This is a genomic window from Aquabacterium olei, from assembly GCF_003100395.1.
Classification (GTDB): domain Bacteria; phylum Pseudomonadota; class Gammaproteobacteria; order Burkholderiales; family Burkholderiaceae_C; genus Aquabacterium; species Aquabacterium olei.
Genome location: NZ_CP029210.1, coordinates 953,562 through 980,011, shown reverse-complemented (window position 1 = coordinate 980,011; position 26,450 = coordinate 953,562). Strand labels below are relative to the sequence as shown.

Below are 26,450 nucleotides of genomic sequence, written 5' to 3'. Positions count from 1 at the left end.
ATTGAAACGGGCACTGAACGGACGGCTTCAACTGAGCACGACCAGCGCGATGCCCACAGCAGCAGGCATGCCCTGAATGAAGAGAATCTTGCGACTGGCCGTCAGGGCGCCGTAGAGGCCTGCAATCAGAACGCAGCCCAGGAAGAACAGCTTCACCGACGTGCCTGCGCTGCCCAGCGCAATGCCCCAGACCAGCCCAGCGGCCAGAAACCCGTTGTACAGCCCCTGGTTGGCAGCAAGCACCTTGGTGGCCTCCGCTTGCTCCGCACTGAGCCTGAAAGCCTTGCGGCCCGCCGGTTTTGTCCACAAGAACATTTCCAGCACGAGAAAGTAGAAATGGAGCAGCGCCACAAGCGCCGTCACGATGTTGGCTGCCATGGTCATGGTTGGTCATCCCTGATGGAATCTGGTACCGGGTCACGCGCCGGCGCATTGGCACGGTGAACCGCCCCGGCTTCTGCGGAGGCCAGTTGCTTTGAGTCAGACGTTGATCGCGGCCTGACTAGCGCGTTGGGAATGGTATCGGTCTTCGAACTCGGCAGGTGGCCTGTAGCCCAGGGGTGCCATCAGCCGATGGTGGTTGAACCAGGCGACCCATTCCAGCGTCGCCAGCTCGACCGCCTGCTTCGTCTTCCACGGCCCGCGGCGGTGAATCACCTCGGCCTTGTAGAGCCCGTTGATCGTCTCGGCCAGCGCGTTGTCGTAACTGTCACCGCGGCTGCCGACGGAGGGTTCGATGCCAGCCTCGGCCAAGCGCTCGCTGTAGCGAATCGACAGGTATTGCGACCCCCTGTCGGAATGACAGATGAGCCCGTCCTTCTCGGTCGGCCGCCGGGCGTACAACGCTTGTTCCAGAGCGTCGAGGACGAACTCCGTGTGCATCGAGCTGCTCTGGCGCCAACCGACGATCCGACGGCTGAACACGTCGATCACGAAGGCCACGTAGACCCAGCCTTGCCACGTCGAGACGTAGGTGAAGTCGGTGACCCACAGCTGGTTCGGATGGTCGGCCTTGAACTGCCGATTCACACGATCCAACGGGCATGGCGCCTTCGGGTCAGGCACCGTCGTGCGCTGTCGCTTGCCTCGGCGAACTCCCTGCAGGCCGTGCTGGCGCATCAAGCGCTCCACGGTGCAGCGCGCGATGTCGATGCCTTCTCGACGCAGTTGGTGCCAGACCTTGTCGGCACCGTAGACCCCGAAGTTCGCCTGCCACACGCGACGAATCTGCGGCGCCAGTTCAGCGTCGCGCAAGCTGCGTCGGCACAGCAGCGCCGGGTCGCGTTGACAGGCCGCGTGCCGCCAGTACGCCGACGGGGCGATCTGCAGCACGCGGCAGATCGACTCGACCCCGAATTCTTGGCGATGCCGGTCGACGAACGCCTTCAGGACTTGATGCGGCGGTCGAGCTCCGCCTGGGCGAAAAACGCGCTGGCCAGCTTCAGAATCTCGTTGGCCTTGCGCAGTTCGCGCACCTCGCGCTCGAGATCTTTGATGCGCTGCGCTTCCGCCGTCGTCGGCCCACCGCGCAGGCCGTGGTCGCGCTCGTGCTGCTTGATCCAATTGTCCAGCGTCTGCGCCGTGCAACCGATCTTGCCGGCGATGGACTCGATGGCCGCCCACTGTGACGGGTGCTCATCTCGGTGCTCCAGCACCATGCGCACCGCGCGCTCGCGAACCTCGGGGGAATACTTCGAACTTCTCATCTTGGCTCCATCATCTCAAACGAGGGAGCCTCCTTCAAAGCCGGGGCGGTTCAGGGGGGGGGGGGGGGGGGGGCTTTGCCTAACTACAAGTTAACCGGCGCCGGAGCCCGTAGTGCGTAGGGCACCAAAATGGGCCATCAAAATCGCGAAGCGATGGCCCATGTTGGCGTCCGCGTTGAACGCCCAGTTAGCCATTTTGCGGGGCATACTATGGTGCGTACGGGTCAATAATGCCTGTTGTAATGCTGGTTAGTTTGCTGTCATTTACAATTTCGCCAATCATTTTCTCAAGGGCAGTTACGACTTCAAGTAAAAAATCCCAAGTTACGAAGTCTACGGGCTTGCTGTATTCAAATAAAAACTGCTTGCCCTTCCATGAAATGGATTGATTGGTGGCGGCCTTGTTGAAAAATACACCATTGTTATGAATAGTGTTGCGCACATTTCTCAGCAAGTCAAGCAATACAACTCCATCCGCTGGCTCGGCGCTAAGTTGGGTTTTGAATAAGCATTCATATATGGACTTGAATTCCGATGTTCCATTTGAGCACGCTGAAGGTGCGAGCGCGCGAAGATAAATTCGCAATGAACTCTCAATGGCCGAGAAAATGGATTGGACGAAGCCGATTTTTGAAAAGGAATCGAATTCTTTTACATAAATCGCCACATCCGGTTCGGGGATGGGGCTTCTTGCAATTGCCTTCCACCAGTCTAGATTCATTAGATTGGAAGACATGAGAGTGAGCGCAAGCTGAAGGCTGTTGCAGGAATTTATGAGCTTTGAATAGACTGTGAGTCTTGCGTCCCGCTCGAAATCTTGTGCTGCATAGACTCCATTGCCAAGTTTTAATTTTTCATCAAATAGTACATCCCTATTCGCTTGAATTTGCTTGACTAATGACATGATCTCAGTGGGGCCGATCTTCTTCATTGACGCTCCTGTTTGAGAAATGGCTAACTGCGAATTAGGCAACCTAGCGCCCACACCCGCGTTGGCCAAAGCCAAAAGCGCAGAACTCGCCCAACGCGCCAAACGCCTCAAACACAACAACTTGGCCGCCCTCATCCCCCTTCCCTCCCTCTCTTAGCCCACCTAACCCACACCCCAACTCCCCATCCTAAAAACCGCCACCCCACCTGTCCATCACCCAAACAGCCACCCTCACTCCCCGGGCCCCGCGTGTTCGTGCCCGTGTTCCACCCGCCACCCTGCCCCCACATCCAGCCGGCTGGCTTTGCGCACCACCGGGTCTTTCAGCATGTCGCCAAAATCGGCGGCATCCAATTGCCGGTACACGGCCACATCCCGCCACGGCGGCCCCTGCATATTCACCGGTGCCCCCTGCTTGCCCACCGCCTGCAGGCGCACCCAATCCACCTGCACACCCAGGGCACGCAATTCCCCGGCGGAGTAATGCACCACCGCCCGGTCGGCATGGAACACGCGCTCCAGCGTGACCTCGCCGCGCGCATCCCGCCGCCACACTTCGGCGGTGTCGCCGCGGCTCAGCACCACGGTGTCATCGGCCCACGCGGCGGGCGCGCCCAGCGCCCACGCCATGCACAGCGCCCGGGCCAGCCGGCGCACGGCGTCAGAACCCGAACGCATCGCGCATCACGTGAAAAACCCAGTTCTGCTCCATGCTGCCGCGCACCAGGTGGGCCCGCGGTCCGCGCGCCCAGATGGCCACGTCTTCGCCGCCATGGGTTTCCGATTGCAGCGGCACGGCAGCCTGCTGCAAAAAGTGCAGCGCGGTGGTGTCCACCCGGCTCAGGTCGGGCCGGGCGCCGGCGGCCAGCGTGGCCGGGGTCACACCGGGGCCGTTCTGGTAGCCCAGCGTGGTGTAGGGCTTGCCGTCGTCGGCCAGGGTCACGGTGGGGGGCTGGCCGTCTTCGTCGGGCACGCCTTTGACCAGGCCCAGGATGTCGTTGCCGCGGTGCGGGTAGCCGGCCATCGTGAAGGTGTGGCTGTGGTCGGCCGTGACGACGATGAGGGTGTCGGCCTCGCGCGTGAGCGCCATCGCGCGGCGCACGGCGTCTGACAGGGCAATGGTGTCCTGCAGCGCGCGGCGGGCGTTGCCGGCGTGGTGGGCGTGGTCGATGCGGCCGGCTTCCACCATCAGGAAGTAGCCACGGCGTTCACGCTGCAGCAGGCGGATGGCCTTCTCGGTCATCTCGGCCAGCGAGGGCTCGCCGGCCGGGTCGGTGGGGCGGTCGGCCTCGTACTGCATGTGCGAGGGCTCGAACAGGCCCAGCACGGGGCCGGTGTGCCGCACGTCCAGCGCGTCGAAGCCGGCGCGGTTCCAGATGTAGCGGGCGCCGGGGCCGCGGGTCTGCACCCATTCGGCGGTCAGGTCGCGGCCGTCCAGGCGGCGGCCGGTGCGCGCAGCGTATTCGGGGTCGGCCACGCCGCGGGGCATGAACATGCTGCGGCCGCCGCCCAGGGCCACTTTCAGGTTCTGGCGCACGGCGGGCGGCGCTTCGATCAGCTGGCGGGCAATGTCCTTCACCGGGGTGGCGTGGCCTGGGCAGGCGGCCGCCACTTCGGCATCGGATTCCCAGTCGCGCGCGGCGGTGTGGGCATAGGTGGCGCCCGGCGTGGCGTGCGTCAGGCGCGCGGTCGAGACAATGCCGGTGGCCTTGCCGCGCGCGGCCGCCATTTCAAGCAGGCTCGGCACAGCGTGGGCCGCCACCACGCTGGCGTCGCAGGCGTTGCGCGGCGTCAGGTGGTTGACGGACAGCATGCCTTCGCGCGTCTTGTAGCCCGTGATCAGCGCCGTCATGGTCGGGGCCGAATCGGGCGTCTGCTGGTCCCACGCATAGGTCTTCGACAGGGCCGAGTACGGGAAGGTCTCGAAGGCCAGGCGGTTTTCTTCGCCGGGCTGGCCGCGTTGCTGGCCTTCCAGGATGCGCGCGGCGGTCTGGGTCGAGATGCCCATGCCATCGCCCACGAACAGGATGACGTTGCGGGCGCGGCCGGTGATGGGCTTCAGCCGGTGGCCTTGCTGGATGAAGCGGGCGCCGGCGGCATGCCAGTCGGCCACGGATTCAGGGCCCTGGACGACCGGGGGCGCGGCCATCGAGGATGCGGCGAGGGTGGTGGCCAGGCAGGCGGCCAGCGCGACAGGCAGGGTGCGGTTCGGGCTCATGCAGGCGATGTTAGCGGCGGGGTGCCCCCGGGATCGAGGGGTCGCATTCCGCATGGCAGCCCGAATGGCCCGTTCGGATCACAGGCGGCCGTAAGGTGTAAGCGACCGTGTCACGGCCGCTGGGGATAGTGAGCTGCTTCTGCTCAACCCCCACCGGAGATCCACATGAAGGGTGCTTCCCATCCGACGAACGACGTGACGCTGGCCGAGTCGGCCTCGCCGTCGATTCTTGACGTCATCGCCCACGTTGACACCAGCCGCCGCCAGTTCATCGTCAAGAGCGGCATGGGCGCCACCGCGCTGGCTTCGGCCGGCGGCCTGACCCTGGGCGGCCTGGTGTCGTCGGTACAGGCAGCCCCGGTGCCGGCCAGCGTCGGCTTCCCGGGCATCGGCTTTGAATCGGTGCCGGCCAACACCCGCGCGGCCAACGTGGCCCAGGGCGGCGTGGCCACCTCGGTGATCGACCGCATCACCGTGCCGGCGGGCTACAGCGCCCAGGTGTTCGTGGCCTGGGGCGACCCGATCATGCCCGGCGGCACCGCCTTCGCCGGTGACGCCCGCGAAACCGCCGCCCAGCAGCTCAAGCAGTTCGGCATGCACAACGACGGCATGCACTTCTTCCCGTTCACCGGCGCCAACGGCCTGCCTTCGAGCGATCGCGGCGTGCTGTGCGTGAACAACGAGTACACGCACGAAGAAGTGCTGTTCCCCGACGGCCAGGTCGGCACCGGCTACAGCATCGCCAAGACCCGCAAATCGCAGGCCGCACACGGCGTGTCGGTGCTGGAAGCCCGCCGCGTGAACGGCAAGTGGAGCGTGGTGAAGAACTCGCCCTACGGCCGTCGCATCACCGCCAACACCAAGGCCCGCGTTTCGGGCCCGGCCGCCGGCCACCCGCTGATGCGCAGCAAGGAGTTCACGATCACCGATGGCGCCTCGGTGCCCACCGGCCGCATGCTGGACGGCTTCACGGCCTACGGCACGATCAACAACTGCGCCCACGGCATCACCCCGTGGGGCACCTATCTGACGTGTGAAGAGAACTGGAACGGCAACTTCGGCAGCACCACGGCCGTGGACACCAGCGCCACCACCGAGATCGGCAAGCTGAACCGCCGCTATGGCGTGAGCGCCGCCGGCTTCGGCTACCGCTGGCACGAGACCGACCCGCGCTTCGACGTCAACACCAACCCGAACGAGCCGCACCTGTTCGGCTGGGTGGTCGAGATCGATCCGTTCAACCCGACCGCCGCGCCAGTGAAGCGCACCGGCCTGGGCCGCTTCAAGCACGAGAGCGCCCAGTACGTGGTGGACGCCGACAACAACGTTGCCTTCTACATGGGTGACGACGAGCGCAACGAGTACATCTACAAGTTCGTGTGCGCGGGCAAGTTCAACCCGACGAACAAGGCCGCCAACCGCGACCTGCTGGACAGCGGCACGCTGTACGTGGCGCGCTTCGACAGCGACCTGAACGGCCAGTGGCTGGCCCTGACGCCCGACACCCTGGGCGTGGACGGCAAGGCCTTGCGCGACAACCCGAACTTCGCGGGCGCCAGCGACGCCGAAGTGCAGGCCAAGATCCTGATCAAGACCCGCATGGCCGCCGACGCCGTGGGCGCCACGATGATGGACCGCCCCGAGTGGACGGGCGCCCGTCCGCGCATCAACGGCTTCCAGGAAGTCGAGGTGTACTGCACGCTGACGAACAACAACCGTCGCGGCACCAACACCGCCTCGGCCAACGCCGCCGATGGCTCGACGGCCGCCGCCTCGGCCCGCCCGCCGGTGGACGCCGCCAACCCGCGCGCCGACAACGTCTACGGCCACATCATCCGCTGGCGCGAAGCCGGCCGCACCGTGCGCGCCACCCGCTTCAACTGGGACCTGTTTGCCCAGGCCGGCGACACGCAGACCACCAAGTCGAATGCCGCCAACTACGTCGGCAACATCGTCGACACCCCCAACGGCAGCGCCGACTACGGTGCACCGGACGGCCTGTGGTTCGACCCGTTCGGCCGCCTGTGGGTGCAGACCGACCAGATCGGCGATGGCTCGGGCGACTTCGCCCACATCGGCGGCAACATGATGGTGTGCTGTGACCCGAACACTGGCGAGACCCGCCGCTTCCTGACGGGCCCGAACAAGTGCGAAGTGACCGGCGTGACCATGACCCCGGACGGCAAGACCATGTTCGTGGGCGTTCAGCACCCGGGCGAAGACAGCACCGCAGCCAACCCGACGCAGTTCTCGAACTGGCCGCAGAACCAGTGGACGGTCGAGGCCGATGGCGTGACCCCGCTGCCCGCTGGCCGCCCGCGTTCGTCCGTGGTGGTCATCACCAAGGACGACGGCGGCGTGATCGGCTCGTGATCCCTCCCTTGCACATCAACCGGAGTTTGCACATGACTTCCAAACTGTTGGCTGCGGCCGCCCTGCTGGCCGCCTCCCTGTCGACGCACGCTGCGTCCATCGTCGCCCCCACCGCCACGTTCGCCGGCACCGTGATCACGTTCAACGAGTTCGACGGCCTGGTGACCGCCGGCGCGCTGGACCTGGGCCACGGCGTGACGCTGACGGCCACGCCGAACGTGGTGGTCGGCCAGAACGCCTTCGACCTGGGCGACAACGGCCTGTGGACGGGCTTTGCCAGCACCCCCGACCACGACGGTCACTTCGTGTCGACCGCTTTCACCACCCCGCGTGGCGAAGTGGGCTTCAGCTTCGCCGCCCCCGTGTCGTCGGTGGGTGCCTTTGTGAACCAGTTCCAGGGCTATGGCAAGACCAACAACAGCATGCTGGTGGTGGCCTATGACATGGACGGCAACACCATCGAGAGCTTCAGCGTCTCGCCCAACACCGCGGCCGATGGCTACGACGAAGGCGTGTTCGTGGGCTTCCACCGCGCCCAGGCCGACATCTACGGCTTTGGCCTGGTCAACGGCAGCTTCGTGGTCGACAACCTGACCATCGCCGCCGTGCCCGAGCCCACCACCACCGCGCTGGCCCTGGCTGGCCTGGGCGTGGCCGGTCTGGTGGCGCGCCGTCGCCGCACGGCTTGAACGGCCAGCAGGCTCATTCTCTGAGCCTGCCGTGACGTGACAAGGGGCCCGCTTGCAGGCCCCTTTCCTTTTGCGCGTCAGGGCAACGTCAGCCCAGACGCAGCACCTTGGCCACAGACGGTACACCCGCGCTGTTGAACACAAACAGCATGTAGTACCCCGGTGGCGCCAGGTTCGGGTCGGACGGCATCGTCACGTTGACCGTCGTGCCGCTGGTGGTGTGCGAAACCGGCACGAGGCGCTGATCGAAATCCACCGTGTGGGTGGCCGAGCCGGTGCGCACGAGCGTGACCTTGCTGACGCCCGTGACGTTGGTGCCGACGGTCAGCGTGCTGCCGAAGGCCGCGGTGGCCGGCATGGCGGTGATGACGGGGCGCACGGCCAGCCGGCCGCTGATGTTGCGCTCGAACAGGTAGGGCGGGCTGTAGATTTCGGCATTGAGGTTGGTCTGCGGGCCGGGTGCACCGCCGCCTCCCGTGAGCACGCGCCCGTCGGGCAGCAGCATCGACACCGAGTGATACAGCCGCATGCGCTTGGCCGTGGCAGCCGTGGCCCACGCACGGGTGTCCGGGTTCCAGATCTTGGCGGCGTAGGCCACGCCCCAGGCCACGTTGGTCACGAACGAGCCGCCGCTGACGAACACCTTGCCGTCGGCCATCACCGTGGCCGAGCCATGGAAACGGTCCTGGCCCACGCCCCGCACGGTGGTGGCCTTGGGCGTGGCCGCCGTGAGGTCGATGTCCACGGCCTTGTTGAGCGTGCGCAGCGACAGGATGCGCCCCGGCCGGTACATCACCGCAGGCAGGTAGTAATCGGTGGCCGACAGCGTGAGCGGCGTGCGGGCCACCGAACCGGTGCCCGCCGCGCTGAGGAAGAACGTGCCACCCCAGATGGTGTCGACGAAGACCTTGCCGTTGGGCGCCTGCCAGGCGCGCGGGTAGCTCCAGTTGCGGGCCCCGTAGGCATCATCGCTGACGGCAGTGCTCAGGGTGCGCCAGCCGCGGCCCTCGGTATAGACCTCGGGCGTGGGCACGGGGGTGTTCGGGTCGGCCCGGCCACCGAGCACCAGCACCTCACCCTGTGCGGTGGTCAGCACCGTGGGATACCAGCGCAGAAAGGCCATGGGCTGGTTGGCCGAGTACAGGGTCGTGCGGGCCGGGTCGAACAGGTTGACGTCGTTGACCGAGTAGTTGCGCACACCGTTGACGGTCTTGTCGCCCCCGGTCAGCAGCACCGCGCCGCTGTACGGCAGCACCGACTGGCCGCTGCAGAAGGTGTCCGTGCCGGTGGTGTTGGGCAGCGTGAGGTGCGAGGCCGCGTCCGCGCCCTTGGCAGGGTCCCAGACATCGTAGATGAACTGGCCGGTCTGGTTGCCCTTGCCGTCGGTGCCGTAGCTCAGCACCCGGCCATCGGGCATCAGCACCACGTGGATCGGAATGAGCGGCCAGTTCACGACCGGGTCGAAGCGGCCTTTGAGGTAGGCGTCGTCGGCGCGGGCGACCCCGGCCACGCTCGCCGCCGCCAGCGCCACGGCCAGCAGACGGTGCGCGGGGCGCGGAGTGCGACGAAAGACGGCTGAGGCTGCAGGCATGACGTGATTTCTCCCTTGGTTTGCCCATTTGCAACCCATGGTAGGGAGGCGAACGTGTCCTCACCACCGTCACGCGCTGTTGCACTGCCCGTCTGTGGGGGGCATTCCCCTCACCCAGGGGAAGGAAACGCGACCACTCGATCCCGCGTTAAACCCGCAGCAAACTGAAAAATGCACGGTGAGCGCGGTCTTCCTGACGGTCTCAAGGGAATTGCACCCGTGTCACGATGGGGAGAAGTACGCTATGCTGCAGTGCACCAATTGAATCGTCCGGTGCCTGATGCGTCTCACAAAGATGCGCCGCCATCGACCAGAGGTAAGACCATGCTCTATCAGATCTACGAAACCCAGCGCGCCTGGATCAGCCCCTTCTCCGAATTTGCGAGCGCGGCGTCCAAGCTGTACAGCCACCCGCTGTCGCTGATGGCCCACTTGCCCGTCGCCCAGCGCGTGGCGGCCGGCTTCGATCTGGTGCACCGCCTCACCAAGGAATACGAGAAGCCCGAGTTCAACATCAACAAGGTGAACGTGCACGGCACGGACGTCGTGATCCAGGAGCAGGTGGTCGAGGCCAAGCCCTTCTGCCGCCTGCTGCGCTTCAAGCGTTTCACCGACAACGGCGCGCTGCTGGAAAAACTGCGCGCTCAGCCTTCGGTGCTGGTGGTCGCGCCGCTGTCGGGCCACCACAGCACGCTGCTGCGCGACACCGTGCGCACGCTGCTGCAGGACCACAAGGTCTACATCACCGACTGGGTGGACGCCCGCATGGTGCCGCTGGAGAGCGGCGAGTTCCACCTCGATGACTACATCAACTACGTGCAGGAGTTCATCCGCAAGATCGGGCCGGACGTGCACGTGATCTCGGTGTGCCAGCCTACGGTGCCCGTGCTGGCTGCGATCTCGCTGATGGCCAGCCGCGGTGAGACCACCCCGCGCACCATGACGATGATGGGCGGCCCGATCGACGCACGCAAGTCGCCGACCGCGGTGAACAACCTGGCGATGAACAAGTCGTTCGAATGGTTCGAGAACAACGTGATCTACCGGGTGCCTCAGAACTACCCGGGCGCCGGCCGCCGCGTGTACCCGGGCTTCATGCAGCACACGGGCTTCGTGGCCATGAACCCCGACCGCCACGCCAACTCGCACTACGATTATTTCCTGGACCTGGTGCGCGGTGACGAGGAAAGCGCCGACGCCCACCGCGTCTTCTACGACGAGTACAACGCCGTGCTCGACATGCCGGCCGAGTACTACCTCGACACCATCAAGACGGTGTTCCAGGACTTTGCGCTGGTCAATGGCACGTGGATGGTGCGCAACCCCCAGGGCGAGCCCGAACTGGTCAAGCCGGCCGACATCAAGACCACGGCGCTCCTGACGGTGGAAGGCGAGCTGGACGACATCTCGGGCGCCGGCCAGACCCGCGCCGCGCACGAGCTGTGCACCGGCATCCCGTCCAGCAACCAGAAGCACTACGACGTCATTGGGGCCGGCCACTACGGCATCTTCTCGGGCCGCCGCTGGCGCGAGATGGCCTATCCGGAGATCCGCAGCTTCATCCTCGCCCACAACAAGTGAGGCCGGACGCCGCCGCCAGCGCGCGGCGGTGCCCAGGGGCTGTAGACTGCGGCGCCACCATGGATGCCGACCGGATCAACGCCCTGTTGCCGCAGACGCAATGCACGCGCTGCGGCTACCCCGACTGTGCCAGCTACGCCCGCGCGATTGCCGCGGGCGAGGCCGACATCAACCAGTGCCCGCCCGGCGGCGCCGAAGGCGTGGCCCGACTGGCCGCGGCCACCGGATTGCCGGTCAAGCCGCTGAACCCCGTGCACGGTGAGGAAGGCCCGCTGCGGCTGGCCGTCATCGATGAGGCCTGGTGCATCGGCTGCACGCTGTGCATCAAGGCCTGCCCGGTTGATGCCGTCATCGGCACGAACAAGCACCTGCACACCGTGATCGAAGCCGACTGCACCGGCTGTGAGCTGTGCATTCCCGTGTGCCCGGTTGACTGCATCAGCCTGGAGCCCGCACACCCCGCCCCCGAACCGACCGGCTGGGCTGCCTGGACACCGCAGCAGGCCGACGCCGCGCGCACCCGGTACGAGCGCCGCACCGTGCGCCTGCAGCGTGAGAAGGTCGAGCACGACGCGCGGATGCTCGCCAAGGCCGAGCACAAGCTGGCCCATCTGGCCGAAGAGTCGCGCCTGACCGACCCGGTGGTGCTCGACAGCAAACGGGCTGCCATCGAAGCGGCCCTGGCCCGCGCCCGGGCCCGCAGACAGGGCAGCTGACCCCCCGGCTTGCAGGGCGGGGCGCACCCAGCGTCCGGATTCCGGTGCGTGCGGTGCCCGCCGTCATGCACCATGAGCCGAACGGATCACATCGAGGGCCACACCACCCCATGGCGGTGCCACAGTGCCCCGCCAGACTTCAGCCACTTTCCGTGCTGAGGTACAAGATGTTCCGTATTCCCTCCCTGCCCTGCTCAACCCTGCGGCCCTTGAGCGCCGCGATCCTGCTGGGCCTGGCCGGCCTGGCCCACGCCTCGTCCAGCGGCCTGGTCATCAGCCAAGTGTATGGCGGTGGTGCGGCCACCAGCGGCGCCCCCACCTTCCGCAACGACTACGTCGAGCTGTTCAACGCCGGCACCGCGCCCGTCAGCCTCGCCGGCCTGTCGCTGCAGTACGCCTCGGCCACCGGCACGGGCACCTTCGCCTCCAACAGCGTGCTGGCCCTGCCTGGCGTGTCGGTGCAACCCGGCCAGTACTACCTGGTCAGCCTGCCCACCACCAGCACGCTCGGCGCCGCACTGCCCGTGGCAGCCGACTTCTCGCCCACCAGCGGGCCGAACCTCAGCGCCTCGGGCGGCAAGGTGGCCCTGGTCAACAGCCCCAGCGGCCTGGCCTGCAACGGCGGCAGCGCCGCGTGCAGCACCGCGCAGCTGGGCCTGATCATGGATCTGGTGGGCTATGGCGCGGCGAACTTCTACGAAGGCAGTGCAGCCGCCCCGACGGCCAGCACCACGCTGGCCCTGCTGCGCGCCACCGACGGCTGCACCGACACCAACGTCAACGCCAGCGACTTCGCGACTGGCACACCGCTGCCCCGCCACAGCGGCACCGCGCTGAAGACCTGCAGCGGTGGCAGCACCGGGGGCGGCACGGGCGGCGGCACGGGTGGTGGCACGGGCACCGATGCCCAGTCGGTCACGATCCCGCAGATCCAGGGCAACGGCGCCACCAGCCCGCTGGTCGGCAAGAAGGTCAGCACGCGCGGCGTGGTCACCAAGCTGCTGAACAACGGCTTCTACCTGCAGGACCCCACGGGTGACGGCCAGCCCGACACCTCGGACGGCATCTTCGTGTTCACCAGCTCGGCGCCCACTGTCAGCGTCGGCCACGCCATCACGCTGAGCGGCACCGTGGCCGAGTTCAACACCGGCGCGGCCGGCAACCCGGCCACGGCCACCCGCACGGTCACGCAGCTCACGAGCCCCTCGGCCATCACCGTGGTCGGCGAGAACCAGCAGGTCATCCCCACCGTGCTGACCCTGCCGGCCACCAGCGCCCAACTCGAGGCCCACGAGGGCATGCTGGTCACGATCGACACGCAGCTCACGGCCTCGCAGAACTACTTCCAGGGCCGCTTCGGCCAGGTCACGCTGTCGGCCCAGGGCCGGCTGATCAAGCCCACGAACGTGCACCGCCCGGGCTCGGCGGATGCCCTGGCCATGGCCGCGAGCAACGCGCAACGCCAGATCCTGCTGGACGACGGCACCAGCGCGCAGAACCCCGCGAAGACGCCCTACATCGGCGCCGACAACACGCTGCGCGCCGGCGACACGGTGGACAGCCTGACCGGCGTCATCGACTTCGGCCTGAGCACCAGCAGCAACACCGGTCTGGCCAGCTACAAGATCCACCCGACGCAGCCGGTGAACTTCACCCGCGCCAACGTGCGCACGACCGCACCGGCCGCCGTCGGAGGCAACGTCAAGGTGGCCAGCTTCAACGTGCTGAACTACTTCACCACCTTCACCAATGGCCAGACGGCATCCGGCCAGACCGGCCAGGGCTGCACGCTGGGCGGCACGGTGTCGGCCAGCAACTGCCGTGGTGCAGACAACCTCGACGAGTTCCTGCGCCAGCGCACCAAGATCGTGAAGGCCCTGGCCGCGCTGAACGCCGACGTCGTCGGCCTGATGGAGATCCAGAACAACGGCAACACCGCCGTGCAGAACCTGGTCGATGCGCTGAATGCCGAGGTGGGCGCCAACGCCTACGCCAGCATTGCCCTGCCCGCCGCAGGCACGGGCACGGACGCCATCCGCCTGGCCATGATCTACAAGCCCGCCGCCGTGACGCCCGCCGGCGCCCCGCTGAGCGACACGCACGAAGTCAACAGCCGCCCCACGCTGGCCCAGACCTTCGCCGCCCCCAATGGCGAGAAGTTCAGCGTGCTGGTCAACCACTTCAAGTCCAAGGGCAGCTGCCCGTCTTCCAGTGATGCCGACAACGCCGATGCCGGCGACGGCCAGGGTTGCTGGAACGGCAAGCGCGTGGAACAGGCCAGCCGCCTGCTCGCCTTCATGCAGACCGTGACCGCCACGGCCGGTGACACCGATGTGGTCGTGATCGGCGACCTGAATGCCTACGGCAAGGAAGACCCGGTGGAGGTGCTGACCGCCGCCGGTCTGGTCAACCTCAGCGAGGCCTTCGAGGGCAGCCAGCACTATTCGTACGTGTTCGACGGCGAAGCCGGCTCGCTCGACCACGCCCTGTCGAACGCCACCCACCTCGTCACCGGTGTGGCCCACTGGCACATCAACGCCGACGAGCCCAGCATCATCGACTACGAGCGCAACTTCAAGCGCCCGAGCGCCACGGCCGGCTGCTACGTCAGCACCGAAACCAGCTGCAGCGTCGACCTCTACAGCGCCACGCCCTACCGCTCGTCCGACCACGACCCGGTGCTCATCGGCCTGAACCTGGTCAAGGCCATCAACGGCAGCACCCGTGGTGACACGCTGGTGGGCACGGCTGGCGACGACCGACTGACCGGCGGCGAAGGCGCCGACATGCTGACCGGTGGTGCTGGCCGCGACGTGTTCGCCTACGCCAGCCTGCGCGACGCCCTCGACACCATCACCGACTTTGCCCCGGGTACCGACCGCATCGACCTGAGTGCCCTGCTCGCCACCGTCGGCGCCACGGGCACGGATGCCGTAGCCAGCGGCCGCGTACAGATCGTCGACACCGCCTCGGGCGCCCAGATCCGCATCGACACCGACGGCCCGGCCGGCCCGGCCGCCGCGCGGCCCCTGGTCATGCTGCGCGGCGTGACGGCCGGCCAGATCGTGCCCGCGCGTGACCTGATCCAGTGAGCCCTCTTCCTGAACGACCCGACCTGCCCCAGGCACCCACACCATGTACACCATCCCCTTCCTCCGCGCCCTCGTGGCCACCGCGGCCATCGCCCTGGTCACCCCGGCCATGGCCGCCCCCGTCAGCGGCGTGCTGACCCTCGGCGACGTGGCCCAGGCCCCGGCCCTGGGCGCCATCGACCTCGGCAGCCCCGCCCTGCTGCTCGGCACGGCCAGCACGCTGTATGAAGACGACGCCCCGTTGACCGCTGGCGCCCTGAACCTGAGCGGCACGGCCGCCGCCGACGTGGCCACCCTGACGCACGGCATGGGCCTGCCCGGCGATGCGTTCGACGACATGGACAAGGCGGCATACGCCTACGAAGGCGCAGCCGCCCTCGCCACCGTCGACGTCCGCGCGGGCGACACGCTGCACTTCGACTGGCGCCTGTTCGGCCAACTGGCCACGGGCCCGCTGCCCACGTTCGACGCCGCCTGGCTGGTGATCGGCCACGACATCGTCCGTCTGGGCGACACCTCGGGCACCGGCACGCTGCAAGGCGGTTGGCTGGATTTCGGCCTGCAACACGTCAGCCACACCTTCACCCAGACGGGCGCCGTGCGCATCGGCGTGGTCCTCACCGACCTCAACAGCTTCGACGGCACCAGCGTGCTGGCCGTGCAGAACCTGGCGCTCACACCGGCGGTGCCCGAGCCGGAAAGTGTCGCCCTGCTGCTGGCCGGCCTGGGCGTGGTGGCGTGCGCCCGTCGGCGCCGTCAAGACGGCCAATAAGCCGAAAGGCACCCGGGTTTACGCAGGTTTACCCGGGATCGGGGGTCATTCCGCTGTCATTGCTGGCCCGCAATATGCATGCTATCGGGGTGGGCGGCCTCTGCGCCGTCGCCCGCACGAAGTGGAGTGAACCCATGCGCGCCTTGATGAACCTTGCGATTGAACCTGCCCTGCGCCTCTTCGAGGTGTCGACCCTTGTGGTCATCAACCCCTCTCACCAGGCCGTGAAACGCGTGCTGAAGGTGATGGCGGACACGCCCATGGGCGCCATCCAGATCGTGCGGGATCGCTACCCCCGCTCGCGCAGCCACCAGGTGCTCTCCTGCGGGCCGCTGGCCATGGCCGCCTACTGAAGCGGGCCCGGCTGGCAAAACCTGCCGCCAGTTTGACCGGGTTCGCCCTGCGGGGCGTCCATCCGGTGCATCATGGTGTTCAGGTTGCGGGCCAGGGGGCCCGCCAGGAAGGAACCTTGTCCGTGCACACCTCACTCGATTCCGCTTCCGTGTTCACCCGCTGGCGCCGCCCGGCATTCGCCCTCGCCGCAGGGGCGCTGGCACTGCAGCTCAGCGGCTGCGGCTACAACGACTTTCAGCGCCTGGACGAACAGAGCAAGGCCGCCTGGTCCGAAGTGCTCAACCAGTACCAGCGCCGCTCCGACCTCATTCCCAACGTGGTGGCCACCGTCAAGGGCGAGGCCAACTTCGAGCAGGAAACGCTGACCAAAGTGGTCGAGGCCCGTGCCAAGGCCACCAGCATCCAGGCCACCCCCGAGCTCATCAACAACCCCGAGGCCTTCAGCAAGTTCCAGCAGGCCCAGGGCGAGCTGTCCGGCGCGCTGTCGCGCCTGCTGGTCGTCACCGAGAACTACCCCAATCTGAAAGCCAACCAGGGCTTTCAGGATCTGCGCGTGCAGCTTGAAGGCACCGAGAACCGCATCACCGTGGCCCGTAACCGCTACATCCAGACGGTGCAGGAGTACAACGTGCTGGCGCGCAGCTTTCCCACCAACCTGACGGCCAAGGTCTTCGGCTACGAGGCCAAGCCGCCGATGCCGGTGCCGAACGAGGCCCAGATCACCACGCCGCCCAAGGTCGACTTCGGCACCAAGTGAGCGGTGCCATGCAAGCCCTCGTACGGACCGGGCTGACCACCGCCACCCTCGTGCTCGGCCTGCTGACCGGTGCCGTGCAGGCAGCGCCTGCCGCCGCCCCGGCGAGTGCCCTGCCCGAGGTCACGGTGCATGGCGCCGACCTGCCGCCCGCAGCCAAGCCCGCAACGGTCGGGAAGGATGGCCTGCAGACCGTGCCCGCGCTGACGGCGCCCGTGATCGACCAGACCGGCACGCTGAGCGCCGCCGAGCTGGCCGGGCTGACCGACAAGCTGCTGCGCTTCGAGCGCGAGCGGGGCACGCAGATGGCGGTGCTCGTCGTGGCCACCACCCACCCGGAAGACATCGCCGCGTACGCGCATCGTGTGGCCGACCAATGGAAGATCGGGCGGCGCGAAGTGGGCGACGGCCTGCTCCTCGTGGTGGCCAAGAACGACCGCACCGTGCGCATCGAGGTGGCGCGCGCCCTTGAGGGCGCGGTGCCCGATCTGGCCGCCTATCGCATCATCGATGGGGTGATCGTGCCGGCCTTCCGCGCGGGCAACTTTGCCGGCGGGCTGACCCAGGCCGTGGACCATCTGCAGGCCCGGGTGCGCGGCGAGAACCTGCCCCTGCCTGAAGCCGGCGCGTCACAGCGGGGCCAACAGGTCGACCCCAACATGCTGGTGGTGTTCGGCCTGTTCATCGTTCCTTTCGTGAGCGGCGTGCTGCGCGCCCTGCTGGGCAAGACCCTCGGCACGCTGGCCACCGGCGGCGTCGGCGGCGTCCTGGTGTGGCTCGTGACCGGCAGCCTGCTGCTGGGCCTGGTGGGGGTGGTGCTCGCCATGATGCTGGGCGTCGCCTTCTCCAGTGGTCGCGGAACGCGCGGCGGCTGGCCTGGCGGCTTCGGCGGCGGCTGGTCGGGCGGCGGTGGCGGAGGAGGCGGCTGGTCCTCCGGCGGCGGCGGCAGCTTTGGCGGCGGCGGCGCCTCGGGCCGCTGGTAAGCCCTGTGCGCCGACACCTTGCAAACCCTTCCAGCCCTTCTGCCATGACGCATTCCTCACAACCCGCCCTGCTGCCCTCGCCCCTGGCCCGCTGGTGGGGCCACGCCTGGCTGGACGCCCGCAGCGTGAAACGCCGCCTGCCGCCCGCCGCCGTGCAGCGACTCGAAGCCGCGGTGCGCGAGAGCGAAAGCCGCCACCGCGGTGAACTGCGCCTGTGCATCGAAGGCGGGCTGGGGCTCCAGCGCCCCGGCCGTGCGGTGTCCCCCCGCGCGCGGGCCATCGAGCTGTTCAGCCTGCTGCGTGTGTGGGACACCGCGCAGAACAACGGCGTGCTGATCTACCTGCTGCTGGCCGAGCACCGCATCGAAGTGCTGGCCGACCGCGGCCTGGCCGACAAGGTGCCGCCCGAGACCTGGCGCACCCTGGCCGACAGCCTCGGCGAGGCCCTGCACGGCGGGCAGTGGGAAGCCGGCCTGCTGCAGGCGGTGAACACCGTGGGTGCCCTGCTGCGAACCCACTACCCGCGCATCGAGGGCGACGCCGACGACAACGAACTGCCGGATGCCGTCGTCATCCTGTGATGTGCGCGGCGCAGCAGGCACAATCCGACCCGCCTCCGATCTGTCCCGTCTGCCCCGCCGCCATCCCCGATGACCACGCCCATGAAGCTGGCCGAGATCCAGCCGTTTTTCGCGACCCTGCAGGCCGCCAACCCGCACCCCGAGACCGAGCTGGTCTACAGCACGCCGTTCGAATTGCTCACCGCGGTGCTGCTGTCGGCGCAGGCCACGGACGTGGGCGTCAACAAGGCCACGGCCCGGCTCTTCCCGGTGGCCAACACGCCGAAGGCCATCCTCGATCTGGGTCTGGACGGGCTGTGTGAGTACATCCGCACGATCGGCCTGTACAAGAGCAAGGCGAAGCACCTGCTGGAGACCTGCCGCATGCTGATCGAACAGCACGGCGGCGAGGTCCCCCGCAGCCGCGAGGCGCTGGAGGCGCTGCCCGGTGTCGGTCGCAAGACAGCCAATGTGGTGCTGAACGTGGCTTTCGGCGAACCGACCATGGCGGTCGACACCCACATCTTCCGCGTGGGCAACCGCACGGGGCTGGCCATCGGCAAGACGCCGCTGGAAGTCGAACTCAAGCTGCTCAAGCGTGTGCCGGCCGAGTTCATGGTGCACGCGCACCACTGGCTGATCCTGCACGGGCGCTATGTGTGCCAGGCCCGCAAGCCGCGCTGCTGGGAATGCAGTGTGGCCACGTGGTGCCACCACAAGCCCAAGACACCGTCGCCAGCGAGCGGTCAGTAAGACCGCCGCGCCGGCAGCGGGCCGGCTCAGGCGCCCTGGCCGGCGTGAATGGCAGCGCCCGCGCGGCGGCGGGAGGCAAGCACCGCCACCCCCAGCAGGCCGACCAGCGCGAGGCCGGAAGCGGACGGTTCCGGCACTGCAGCGGCGAAGGCCGTGCCCAGCGCCTGGTGCACCCCCGACGTCGGATGCACGGCATCGAACAGGAAGTAGCTGTCCGGGTTGCTGCAGGCGGTCATGCCGGGCGACGCCAGCACCCCGGCATAACTGCCGCCCCAGCAGCGCGCGGTCAGCGTGCCGCCGTCGGCCACGAGGTCGGCGCGGTAGGCGTTCAGCGTGCGGTTGGTGTCGAAGCGGTGGATGGTGATCCCGCTGAGGCTGCTCTCCAGCTTGTCGAGCGCCATGTCCATGCCGAGGTTGAACTTGGCCGTCATGCCGCTGAGTGCCGCCTGACTGTCGGTGGACTGCTGCTGTGCGGCGTAGGTGAAGGAGAAATCGGCCAGGTCGGGCACGAAGAAGTCACGGGCACCGGCCGCATACAGCGTGCCGATGTGGCCCGCGATGTTCCGGATCGCCTGAGCGCCCACGGCCTGCAGGGTCTCGCTGCTCACGCCCGCCACGAGCACGTCGAGGAAATCGTTGCCGCCGCCCCAGACCATGTAGAGCGAATCGGCCTTCAACGGGCCGCCGGCTGTCTTGATGTAGCTGCTCACCTGGTCGGCCATGCCCGTGTCGTTGAGCACCGAGGTGATGTCCTTGAACTTGCTGCCTGTGCCCGAATAGGCGCCGCCATAAGCGCGGTCGTTCAGCGCCACGCCCAGCGTCGTGGCCAGCACTTCGGCGGCCGTGGGGCCGTTGGTGAAGCGCCCGCCCACATAGGGCGTCATCGGCAGGGGCAGCGGGAAGCCACGGGCCACCAGGGCCTTCTGGGCATTGCCGTTGTCGGACAGGCTGTCGCCGAACACGACGAGTTCGCTGTAGGCCTGGGCCGGTGCGGCGGCGAACACGGCGGCCGCGGCCAGGGCCACGGTCGCGCAGACACGCGACAAGGTGAAAAGGACGGTTGTCATGGGCGCTCCTCCGATTTTCTGAACCGTGACAAACCACACACCTTATCAGCCAACGTTCGGCCCGGGCGTCCGCATCGACCCGCACCCACCTGACCGAGCGGTGCGCCTCACCCCGGCGCGGGCAAGCCGGCCATCACGTCCGGGTAGCGCAGCGTCACCCTCAGTTCGGTCTTCAAACGGGCGTTGCGCAACTGGCGCGATTCGCCCATGAAGGACAGCTGCATGGGGCTCAGCACGGCAGCCGCCTCGGCACGGCTCAGACGGGGCGGGGGCGGCAGGCCAAACCGGTCGGCCACGAAATCGAAGTAGTCGCCCATGCGCAGGCGGGTGTCGTCGGACACGTGCACCACCCGCCCGGGCCGCGCACGCCACAAGGCCGCCACACAGGCACGGGCCAGGTCGTCGGCATGGATGTGGTTGGTCCACACATCGTCTTCGGGGCGCAACACCGGGCTGCCACGGCGCACGCGCTCGCGGGGATCGCCCCCCGCACGGTCGAGGGCGTAGATGCCGGGGATGCGCAGGATGCAGGCGCGCGTGCCAGCCGCGGCGTGGCGGCGTCCGAAGGCCCGCACCGCGGCCTCGGCGTGCACACGGCGGCGGGCGCGGTCGGTGGTGGGGGCCACAGCGCGCGTCTCGTCGAACTCGGCGCCGCCCGCATCGCCATACACCCCGGTGGTGCTGCCGTACACCAGCGTGCGCGGCGCCCCCCCGCGCGACAGGGCCTGGAGCAGGCGTGTCGTGCGGGGGTCGCAGGGGCCCTGCCCCGGCGGGGGCGCCAGGTGCAGCACGCGCTGCGCCAGCCCGGCCAGGCGGCGCACGGCCTGCGGGTCGTCCAGATTCACGTGCAGCGGCCGTACGCCGGCTGCCCGCAACTCCGGCACGCGGGTCGACTGCGAGGTGAGTGCCACCACGCGCAGGCCGGCCGGCAGCACCGCGGCCGCCCGCTGCCCCACATCGCCAAAGCCCACCACCAGCACACGGGTGCGCCGGAACACGGCAGGACGGGCAGGAGAAGGAGCACGCATGGCAGTCTGGGCGAGAATCGAGGTTTCGCGATTCTGCCCGGCTCCACCCGGGCTTGCTGTTTGCGTCACCATCGCCATCATGAGCCTGACCGTTTCCATCCAGCCCAGCGGCCGCCAGTTCGACGTCCAGCGTGACGAAACCGTGCTGAGCGGCGCCATCCACGCCGGCATCGGCCTGCCCTACGGTTGCAAGGACGGCGCCTGCGGGTCCTGCAAATGCCGCGTGCTGGAAGGGCGTGTGATCCACGGCGCCCACCAGACCAAGGCCCTCACGCCGGAAGAAGAAGCCCAGGGCTGGATCCTCACCTGCTGCGCCACGCCGCAGACCGATCTGGTGATCGAGGCGCGTCAGGTCGTGGGCCTGGGTGACCATCCGGTGGTGAAGATGCCCACGCGCGTCACCAGCCTGACCCGGCTCGCGCCCGATGTGATGGTGCTGCGCCTGCAGCTGCCAGCCAACAACAGCTTCGGCTTCCGCGCCGGCCAGTACATCGAGTTCATCCTGAAGGATGGCCAGCGCCGCAGCTATTCGATGGCCAATGCGCCCCACATGGTGCAGGACGCCGGCGTCAACGGTATGGAGCTGCATATCCGCCACATGCCCGGCGGCGTGTTCACCGACCACGTCTTCGGCGCCATGAAGGAGAAAGACATCCTGCGCGTGGAAGGCCCGTTCGGCACCTTCTTCCTGCGCGAGGAGTCCGACCGCCCCATCGTGCTGCTCGCCTCGGGCACGGGCTTTGCGCCCATCAAGGCCATCGTCGAGCACATGCGCTTCAAGGGCATCCGCCGCCCGACCGTGCTGTACTGGGGCGCCCGCGCCCGTGCCGACCTCTACCTGCACGACTGGGCCGAGCAACAGGCTGCCGAATGCAGCGACTGGCTGCGCTACGTGCCCGTGCTGTCGGACGCCCGCCCTGAAGACGCCTGGACAGGCCGCACGGGCTTCGTGCACGAGGCCGTGCTGGCCGACCTGCCCGACCTGTCGGCCCACGAGGTGTATGCCTGTGGCGCGCCAGTCATGGTGCAGGCTGCCCAGCGCGACTTCACCGCGCGCGCCGGCCTGCCCGCCGAGCACTTCTACGCCGACGCTTTCACGAGTGCCGCTGACAAGCTCGGCACCTGAGCCACCCGAACCGCTTCACACGAGGAGACCAGATGGCCTACGACACGAACAACGTTTTCGCGAAGATGCTGCGCGGCGAGATCCCGTGCTTCAAGCTCTACGAGGACGAGCACACCCTGGCGTTCATGGACATCATGCCGCAGGCCGAAGGCCACGCGCTGGTGATTCCGAAGGAGGCCGCCACCACGTTGTTCGAACTGTCGGATGAGGCGGCTCAGGCTGTGATGCGCACGGTGCGCCGCATCGGCAACGCGCAGAAGCAGGCGCTGGGCGCCGAAGGCATCGTGCTGATGCAGCTCAACGGCGCCGCGGCCGGCCAGAGCGTGCCGCACTTCCACGTGCACGTCATTCCCGGCTCGATTGCCGACCTGCGCCGCCCGCATGCCACGGTGGCCGGCGACATGGCACAGATCCAGGCGCTGGGCGAGCGCATCCGCGCCGCCCTGGCCTGACGCGAGCAGCGCCGCGTCGGCTGAAGGTCAGGCGCCCAGGTAGGCGGCCTGCACCTGCGGGTCGCCCAGCAGCTGGGCAGCCGGGCCGCTGAGCGTCATCTCGCCCGATTCGAGCACGTAGGCGCGGTCCGCCATCTCGAGGGCACGGTGGGCGTTCTGCTCCACCAGCAACACGGTCACGCCCTGCTGCGACACCTCGCGCACGACCTCGAAGATCAGGTCGACCATGATGGGCGACAGGCCCATGGACGGCTCGTCGAGCAGCAGCAGCTTGGGGCGCGCCAGCAGGGCACGGCCCATGGCCAGCATCTGCTGCTCACCGCCCGACAGCGTGCCGGCCAGCTGCTTCATCCGCTCCTTCAGGCGCGGGAAGCGGGCGTACACACGCTCGATGTCGGACTCGATGTCGGCGTCCGCGCGCAGGTAGGTGCCCATGCGCAGGTTCTCGTCGATCGTCATGCGGGTGAAGATGCCGCGGCCTTCGGGCACCATCACCAGACCCTGGGCGGGCAAGTCCCAGGCGCCCTGCCCCTTCAGGCTGCGCCCCTGGTACAGGATGTCGCCCGAGCTGGGGTGCAGCAGGCCGCAGATGGCCTTGAGCGTCGTGGTCTTGCCGGCGCCGTTGGCACCGATCAGGCTCACCAGTTCGCCTTCGTACAGATCGAGGTTCAGGCCTTTGACGGCCTGAATGCCCCCATAGGCCACGTGCAGATCGCGCACGGCCAGCAGGGGCTGGGCGGTGGTCGTCATCGAGACGCTCACGGAAGTGGTCACGGACACAACAGTCGACATCGCGGCCTCACGCAGGCAGGTGGGACTCGCCCAGGTAGGCGGCAATCACCGCGGGATCACGCTGCACATCGGCCGGCGAGCCGGAGGCAATGAGCTTGCCCTGATCGAGCACGGTCACGTGGTCGCACAGGCCCATCACCAGCTTCACGTCGTGTTCGATCAGCAGCACGGCGCGGCCCTGCGCGCGGATCTTCTCGATCAGCTCGCGCAGTTGCACTTTCTCGGTGGCGTTCATGCCGGCCGCGGGCTCATCCAGCGCCAGCAGCTTGGGCTCGGTCGCCAGCGCACGGGCGATCTCCAGGCGTCGCTGGTCGCCGTAGCTCAGCGTGCGAGCGGTCTGGTGCGCCTTGTTGTCCAGGCCCACGAAGGCCAGCAGCGCCATCGCATCGCGGGTGATGGCGGCTTCCTCGTCGCGGAAGGACTTGGAGCGCAGCACGGCGTGCCACCAGCTGACCTTGGTGCGCACATGGCGCCCCACGCGCACGTTGTCGAGCGCGGACATGTCGGCAAACAGCCGGATGTTCTGGAAGGTCCGGGCAATGCCGGCGCGCGCCACCTCGTGCACCGCGGTCGGCTTGTAGGGCTTGCCGTCCAGCTCGAAACGGCCCTGGTCTGACGGGATCAGGCCGGTGATCATGTTGAAGAAGGTGGTCTTGCCGGCGCCGTTCGGGCCGATCAGACCGTGCACCTGGCCTTCGGGGATGCTCAGGCCGACGCCCTTGAGCGCCTGCACGCCCCCGAAGCGCTTGGCCACGCCCTCCACATTCAGCAGCAAGCGGCTCATGCCTGGCCCTCCTTCAGTGCAGCCTCATCGGGGATCAGGCGGTCCTCGTGCGCCGGCGCGGGCCACAGGCCACGCGGGCGAGCCAGCATGATGCCGATCATCGCGACAGCGACCAGCAACTGCCGCAGGATGGCGGCGTCCAGACGACCGTCGGTCATGGCCTGCAACGGGCCGGCCACGTGGCGCAGCACCTCGGGCAGCGCGGCCAGCAGGAAGGCGCCCAGGATGACGCCGGGGATGTGCCCCAGACCGCCCAGCACCACCATGGCCACCACCAGGATGGACTCCTGCAGGCTGAACGACTCGGGCGACACAAAGCCCTGGAAGCTGGCGAACAGCACCCCCGACACGCCACCGAAGGTCGCGCCGAGGCCGAAGGCCAGCAGCTTGAGGTTGCGCGTGTTCAGGCCCATGGCCTTGGCGGCGACTTCGTCTTCGCGGATCGCCATCCAGGCGCGGCCCAGGCGGGAATCATGCAGCCGCATGCAGACGATGACGGCCAGGATCACGATGCCCAGGAACAGGTAGTAGTGCAGCGTGACGGGCGGCAGCGTGAAGCTGCCGATGTGCCAGGGCTCACCCAGGTTGATGGGGCCGACACGGAAGGGCTCGATCGCGTTGATGCCCTTGGGCCCGTTGGTGATGTTGACCGGTGCGTCCAGGTTGTTCATGAACACGCGGATGATCTCGCCAAAACCCAGCGTGACGATGGCCAGGTAGTCGCCTCGCAACTTCAGCGTGGGCGCGCCCAGCATCACGCCGGCCAGTGCGGCCAGCCCGGCCCCCAGCGGCAACGCCAGCCAGATCGGCGTGTGCAGGCCATCGGGGAACAGCGCGGCCACGGCGGGCAGGTTCTCGGCCAGGTGCGGCGAGGCCAGCAGCGCGAACAGGTAGGCGCCCACCGCCGCAAAGGCGATGTAGCCCAGATCGAGCAGGCCGGCAAAGCCCACCACGATGTTGAGGCCCAGCGCCAGCAGGATGTAGAGCAGCGCGGTGTCGAGGATGCGGACCCAGGCCTCGCCCACGCCCTGCAGCAGCAGGGGCAGGACGGCCAGGGCCACGGCGGCGCCCAGGAAGGGCAGCAGTCGGTTCTTGTTCATGGCGGGGTCCTCAGGGGCGGTCGGCAACGCGTTCACCCAGCAGGCCCTGGGGGCGCAAGGTGAGCACGAGGATCAGCACGGTGAAGGCAAAGATGTCCTGGTAGTTGCTGCCCAGCACGCCCCCGGTGAAATCGCCGATGTAGCCCGCGCCCATGGATTCGATGACGCCCAGCAGCACCCCGCCCACCATGGCGCCCCCCAGGTTGCCGATGCCGCCGAACACGGCCGCCGTGAAGGCCTTCAGCCCGGGCAGGAAGCCCATGGTGTGCTGCACCGAGCCATAGTTGGCGGCCCACATCACACCGGCCAGCGCGGCCAGCGCGGCGCCGATGGCGAACGTGGCGCTGATGACGCGGTCCGGGCGCACGCCCATCAACTGCGCCACGCGCGGGTTCTCGGCTGTGGCGCGCATTGCGCGGCCGAGCTTGGTGCCGTGGATCAGCGCCATCAGGCCGGCCAGCGTCAGCGCCGTGACGACCAGGATCAGGATCTGCACAAGGTTGATCGTCGCCCCCATGAATTCATAGGGTTCGTCGTTCAGCAGGATCGGGTACGGCTTGTAGTCCGGCTTCCAGAGGATCATCGCCAGGGTCTGCAGCAGCAGCGACATGCCCATGGCCGTGATCAGCGGTGCCAGACGCGGCGCGTTGCGCAGCGGCCGGTAGGCGAGCTTCTCGATCGCCATGTTCAGCAGCATGCACACCGCCATGGCGATCACGAGCGACAGGGACAAGAGCGCCCAGCCGGGTATGCCGCTGCCCTCCAGCGATGTCACCACCGTCCAGCTCACCAGCGCCCCCACCATGAGCACCTCGCCGTGGGCGAAGTTGATGAGGTTGATGATGCCGTACACCATCGTGTAGCCCAGTGCCACGAGCGCATACATGCTGCCCAGGACCAGACCGTTGATCAGTTGTTGAATGAAGATGTCCACGGTGTGAGCAATAGCAAAAAGCCCGCCAGCGTGTGTCACGAAGGCGGGCCGAGGGCAAAAGGGGCTCGGCGATCCGGATTATCGGATAGCCACG

Annotated in this window: 25 protein-coding genes and 1 other annotated feature; of the genes, 13 read left to right on the top strand and 12 right to left on the bottom strand. The window is 67.8% G+C overall.

Annotated elements, in window-relative coordinates; all coding sequences use genetic code 11:
* Nucleotides 1-27: 27 nt before the first annotated feature.
* The 5 genes from DEH84_RS04410 to DEH84_RS04395 all read right to left on the bottom strand — a co-directional run bounded on the left by DEH84_RS04410 (nucleotide 28) and on the right by DEH84_RS04395 (nucleotide 4,855).
* Entirely contained in the window at nucleotides 28-384 is a 357-nt protein-coding gene (locus DEH84_RS04410; protein WP_109035122.1) for a DUF1304 domain-containing protein, read from the bottom strand.
* 96 nt (nucleotides 385-480) lie between these two features.
* A protein-coding gene (locus DEH84_RS04405; protein ID WP_109034349.1) for an IS3 family transposase occupies nucleotides 481-1,706 on the bottom strand; the annotation gives its coding sequence in 2 pieces (ribosomal slippage) (nucleotides 481-1,421 and nucleotides 1,421-1,706; 1,227 coding nt in all).
* Nucleotides 1,315-1,431, bottom strand: a sequence feature (AL1L pseudoknot). It overlaps the preceding gene by 117 nt.
* A 208-nt stretch (nucleotides 1,707-1,914) precedes the next feature.
* Nucleotides 1,915-2,637 carry a hypothetical protein gene (locus tag DEH84_RS19065; protein ID WP_159098857.1) on the bottom strand — a complete coding sequence of 241 codons (723 nt, stop codon included), beginning with the start codon at nucleotides 2,635-2,637 and terminating at the stop codon, nucleotides 1,915-1,917.
* A 231-nt stretch (nucleotides 2,638-2,868) separates the two neighbouring features.
* Nucleotides 2,869-3,315 (bottom strand): hypothetical protein, encoded by a 447-nt coding sequence (locus DEH84_RS04400; protein WP_109035120.1) that lies wholly within the window; start codon nucleotides 3,313-3,315, stop codon nucleotides 2,869-2,871.
* Entirely contained in the window at nucleotides 3,299-4,855 is a 1,557-nt protein-coding gene (locus tag DEH84_RS04395) for an alkaline phosphatase family protein (protein WP_218929758.1), read from the bottom strand. The genes DEH84_RS04400 and DEH84_RS04395 overlap by 17 nt, the downstream gene beginning before the upstream one ends.
* Nucleotides 4,856-5,020: 165 nt before the next feature.
* On the opposite strand from DEH84_RS04395, the gene DEH84_RS04390 reads away from it, so the two are divergent.
* Both DEH84_RS04390 and DEH84_RS04385 read left to right on the top strand, forming a co-directional pair.
* Complete coding sequence (locus DEH84_RS04390) at nucleotides 5,021-7,228, top strand: PhoX family protein (RefSeq protein WP_109035118.1); 2,208 nt, start codon at nucleotides 5,021-5,023, stop codon at nucleotides 7,226-7,228.
* Between the two features lie 32 nt (nucleotides 7,229-7,260).
* Nucleotides 7,261-7,917 carry a PEP-CTERM sorting domain-containing protein gene (locus DEH84_RS04385; RefSeq protein WP_109035116.1) on the top strand — a complete coding sequence of 219 codons (657 nt, stop codon included), beginning with the start codon at nucleotides 7,261-7,263 and terminating at the stop codon, nucleotides 7,915-7,917.
* A gap of 88 nt (nucleotides 7,918-8,005) precedes the next feature.
* Here DEH84_RS04385 and DEH84_RS04380 read toward each other — a convergent pair whose 3' ends face one another.
* On the bottom strand, nucleotides 8,006-9,508 hold the full coding sequence (locus DEH84_RS04380) for a galactose oxidase early set domain-containing protein (protein ID WP_159098856.1): 1,503 nt from the start codon (nucleotides 9,506-9,508) through the stop codon (nucleotides 8,006-8,008).
* A 324-nt stretch (nucleotides 9,509-9,832) separates the two neighbouring features.
* On the opposite strand from DEH84_RS04380, the gene DEH84_RS04375 reads away from it, so the two are divergent.
* The 9 genes from DEH84_RS04375 to nth all read left to right on the top strand — a co-directional run bounded on the left by DEH84_RS04375 (nucleotide 9,833) and on the right by nth (nucleotide 19,073).
* On the top strand, nucleotides 9,833-11,089 hold the full coding sequence (locus DEH84_RS04375) for a polyhydroxyalkanoate depolymerase (RefSeq protein WP_109035112.1): 1,257 nt from the start codon (nucleotides 9,833-9,835) through the stop codon (nucleotides 11,087-11,089).
* A 59-nt stretch (nucleotides 11,090-11,148) separates the two neighbouring features.
* Complete coding sequence (rsxB, locus tag DEH84_RS04370) at nucleotides 11,149-11,805, top strand: electron transport complex subunit RsxB (RefSeq protein ID WP_109035110.1); 657 nt, start codon at nucleotides 11,149-11,151, stop codon at nucleotides 11,803-11,805.
* Nucleotides 11,806-12,014: 209 nt separating this feature from the next.
* Entirely contained in the window at nucleotides 12,015-14,897 is a 2,883-nt protein-coding gene (locus tag DEH84_RS04365) for an ExeM/NucH family extracellular endonuclease (protein WP_281262559.1), read from the top strand.
* Nucleotides 14,898-14,940: 43 nt separating this feature from the next.
* The gene (locus tag DEH84_RS04360; RefSeq protein WP_109035106.1) at nucleotides 14,941-15,669 is read left to right on the top strand and encodes a PEP-CTERM sorting domain-containing protein; all 729 of its coding nucleotides are present in this window, start codon (nucleotides 14,941-14,943) and stop codon (nucleotides 15,667-15,669) included.
* Nucleotides 15,670-15,803: 134 nt separating this feature from the next.
* On the top strand, nucleotides 15,804-16,022 hold the full coding sequence (locus DEH84_RS04355) for a hypothetical protein (RefSeq protein ID WP_109035104.1): 219 nt from the start codon (nucleotides 15,804-15,806) through the stop codon (nucleotides 16,020-16,022).
* Nucleotides 16,023-16,171: 149 nt separating this feature from the next.
* Complete coding sequence (locus tag DEH84_RS04350) at nucleotides 16,172-16,780, top strand: LemA family protein (protein WP_425429005.1); 609 nt, start codon at nucleotides 16,172-16,174, stop codon at nucleotides 16,778-16,780.
* Between the two features lie 8 nt (nucleotides 16,781-16,788).
* The gene (locus DEH84_RS04345) at nucleotides 16,789-17,760 is read left to right on the top strand and encodes a TPM domain-containing protein (protein ID WP_109035102.1); all 972 of its coding nucleotides are present in this window, start codon (nucleotides 16,789-16,791) and stop codon (nucleotides 17,758-17,760) included.
* A 44-nt stretch (nucleotides 17,761-17,804) separates the two neighbouring features.
* Nucleotides 17,805-18,341 carry a TPM domain-containing protein gene (locus DEH84_RS04340; protein ID WP_109035100.1) on the top strand — a complete coding sequence of 179 codons (537 nt, stop codon included), beginning with the start codon at nucleotides 17,805-17,807 and terminating at the stop codon, nucleotides 18,339-18,341.
* Nucleotides 18,342-18,422: 81 nt separating this feature from the next.
* Nucleotides 18,423-19,073, top strand: a complete 651-nt coding sequence (gene nth, locus DEH84_RS04335) for an endonuclease III (RefSeq protein WP_109035098.1) — start codon at nucleotides 18,423-18,425, stop codon at nucleotides 19,071-19,073.
* Nucleotides 19,074-19,099: 26 nt separating this feature from the next.
* Here nth and DEH84_RS04330 read toward each other — a convergent pair whose 3' ends face one another.
* Nucleotides 19,100-20,140, bottom strand: coding sequence for an SGNH/GDSL hydrolase family protein (locus DEH84_RS04330; protein WP_109035096.1), 1,041 nt, complete (start codon nucleotides 20,138-20,140; stop codon nucleotides 19,100-19,102).
* Nucleotides 20,141-20,247: 107 nt separating this feature from the next.
* Nucleotides 20,248-21,168, bottom strand: coding sequence for an NAD-dependent epimerase/dehydratase family protein (locus DEH84_RS04325; RefSeq protein ID WP_109035094.1), 921 nt, complete (start codon nucleotides 21,166-21,168; stop codon nucleotides 20,248-20,250).
* Between the two features lie 79 nt (nucleotides 21,169-21,247).
* Here DEH84_RS04325 and DEH84_RS04320 point away from each other — a divergent pair, with 79 nt between their 5' ends.
* Together DEH84_RS04320 and DEH84_RS04315 are read left to right on the top strand one after the other, a co-directional pair.
* A complete protein-coding gene (locus DEH84_RS04320; RefSeq protein ID WP_109035093.1) occupies nucleotides 21,248-22,294 on the top strand; it encodes a CDP-6-deoxy-delta-3,4-glucoseen reductase in 1,047 nt (348 codons plus the stop codon).
* A gap of 32 nt (nucleotides 22,295-22,326) precedes the next feature.
* Entirely contained in the window at nucleotides 22,327-22,746 is a 420-nt protein-coding gene (locus DEH84_RS04315) for an HIT family protein (RefSeq protein ID WP_109035091.1), read from the top strand.
* Nucleotides 22,747-22,773: 27 nt separating this feature from the next.
* Here DEH84_RS04315 and DEH84_RS04310 read toward each other — a convergent pair whose 3' ends face one another.
* The 4 genes from DEH84_RS04310 to DEH84_RS04295 are packed head-to-tail and all read right to left on the bottom strand — an operon-like array spanning nucleotide 22,774 to nucleotide 26,356.
* Entirely contained in the window at nucleotides 22,774-23,496 is a 723-nt protein-coding gene (locus tag DEH84_RS04310; RefSeq protein ID WP_179950614.1) for an ABC transporter ATP-binding protein, read from the bottom strand.
* 49 nt (nucleotides 23,497-23,545) lie between these two features.
* Nucleotides 23,546-24,322, bottom strand: a complete 777-nt coding sequence (locus DEH84_RS04305; protein WP_109035089.1) for an ABC transporter ATP-binding protein — start codon at nucleotides 24,320-24,322, stop codon at nucleotides 23,546-23,548.
* Nucleotides 24,319-25,422, bottom strand: coding sequence for a branched-chain amino acid ABC transporter permease (locus DEH84_RS04300; RefSeq protein ID WP_109035087.1), 1,104 nt, complete (start codon nucleotides 25,420-25,422; stop codon nucleotides 24,319-24,321). Before DEH84_RS04300 ends, DEH84_RS04305 begins: the two co-directional genes overlap by 4 nt.
* Before the next feature lie 10 nt (nucleotides 25,423-25,432).
* Complete coding sequence (locus DEH84_RS04295; protein WP_109035085.1) at nucleotides 25,433-26,356, bottom strand: branched-chain amino acid ABC transporter permease; 924 nt, start codon at nucleotides 26,354-26,356, stop codon at nucleotides 25,433-25,435.
* Nucleotides 26,357-26,450: the final 94 nt, after the last annotated feature.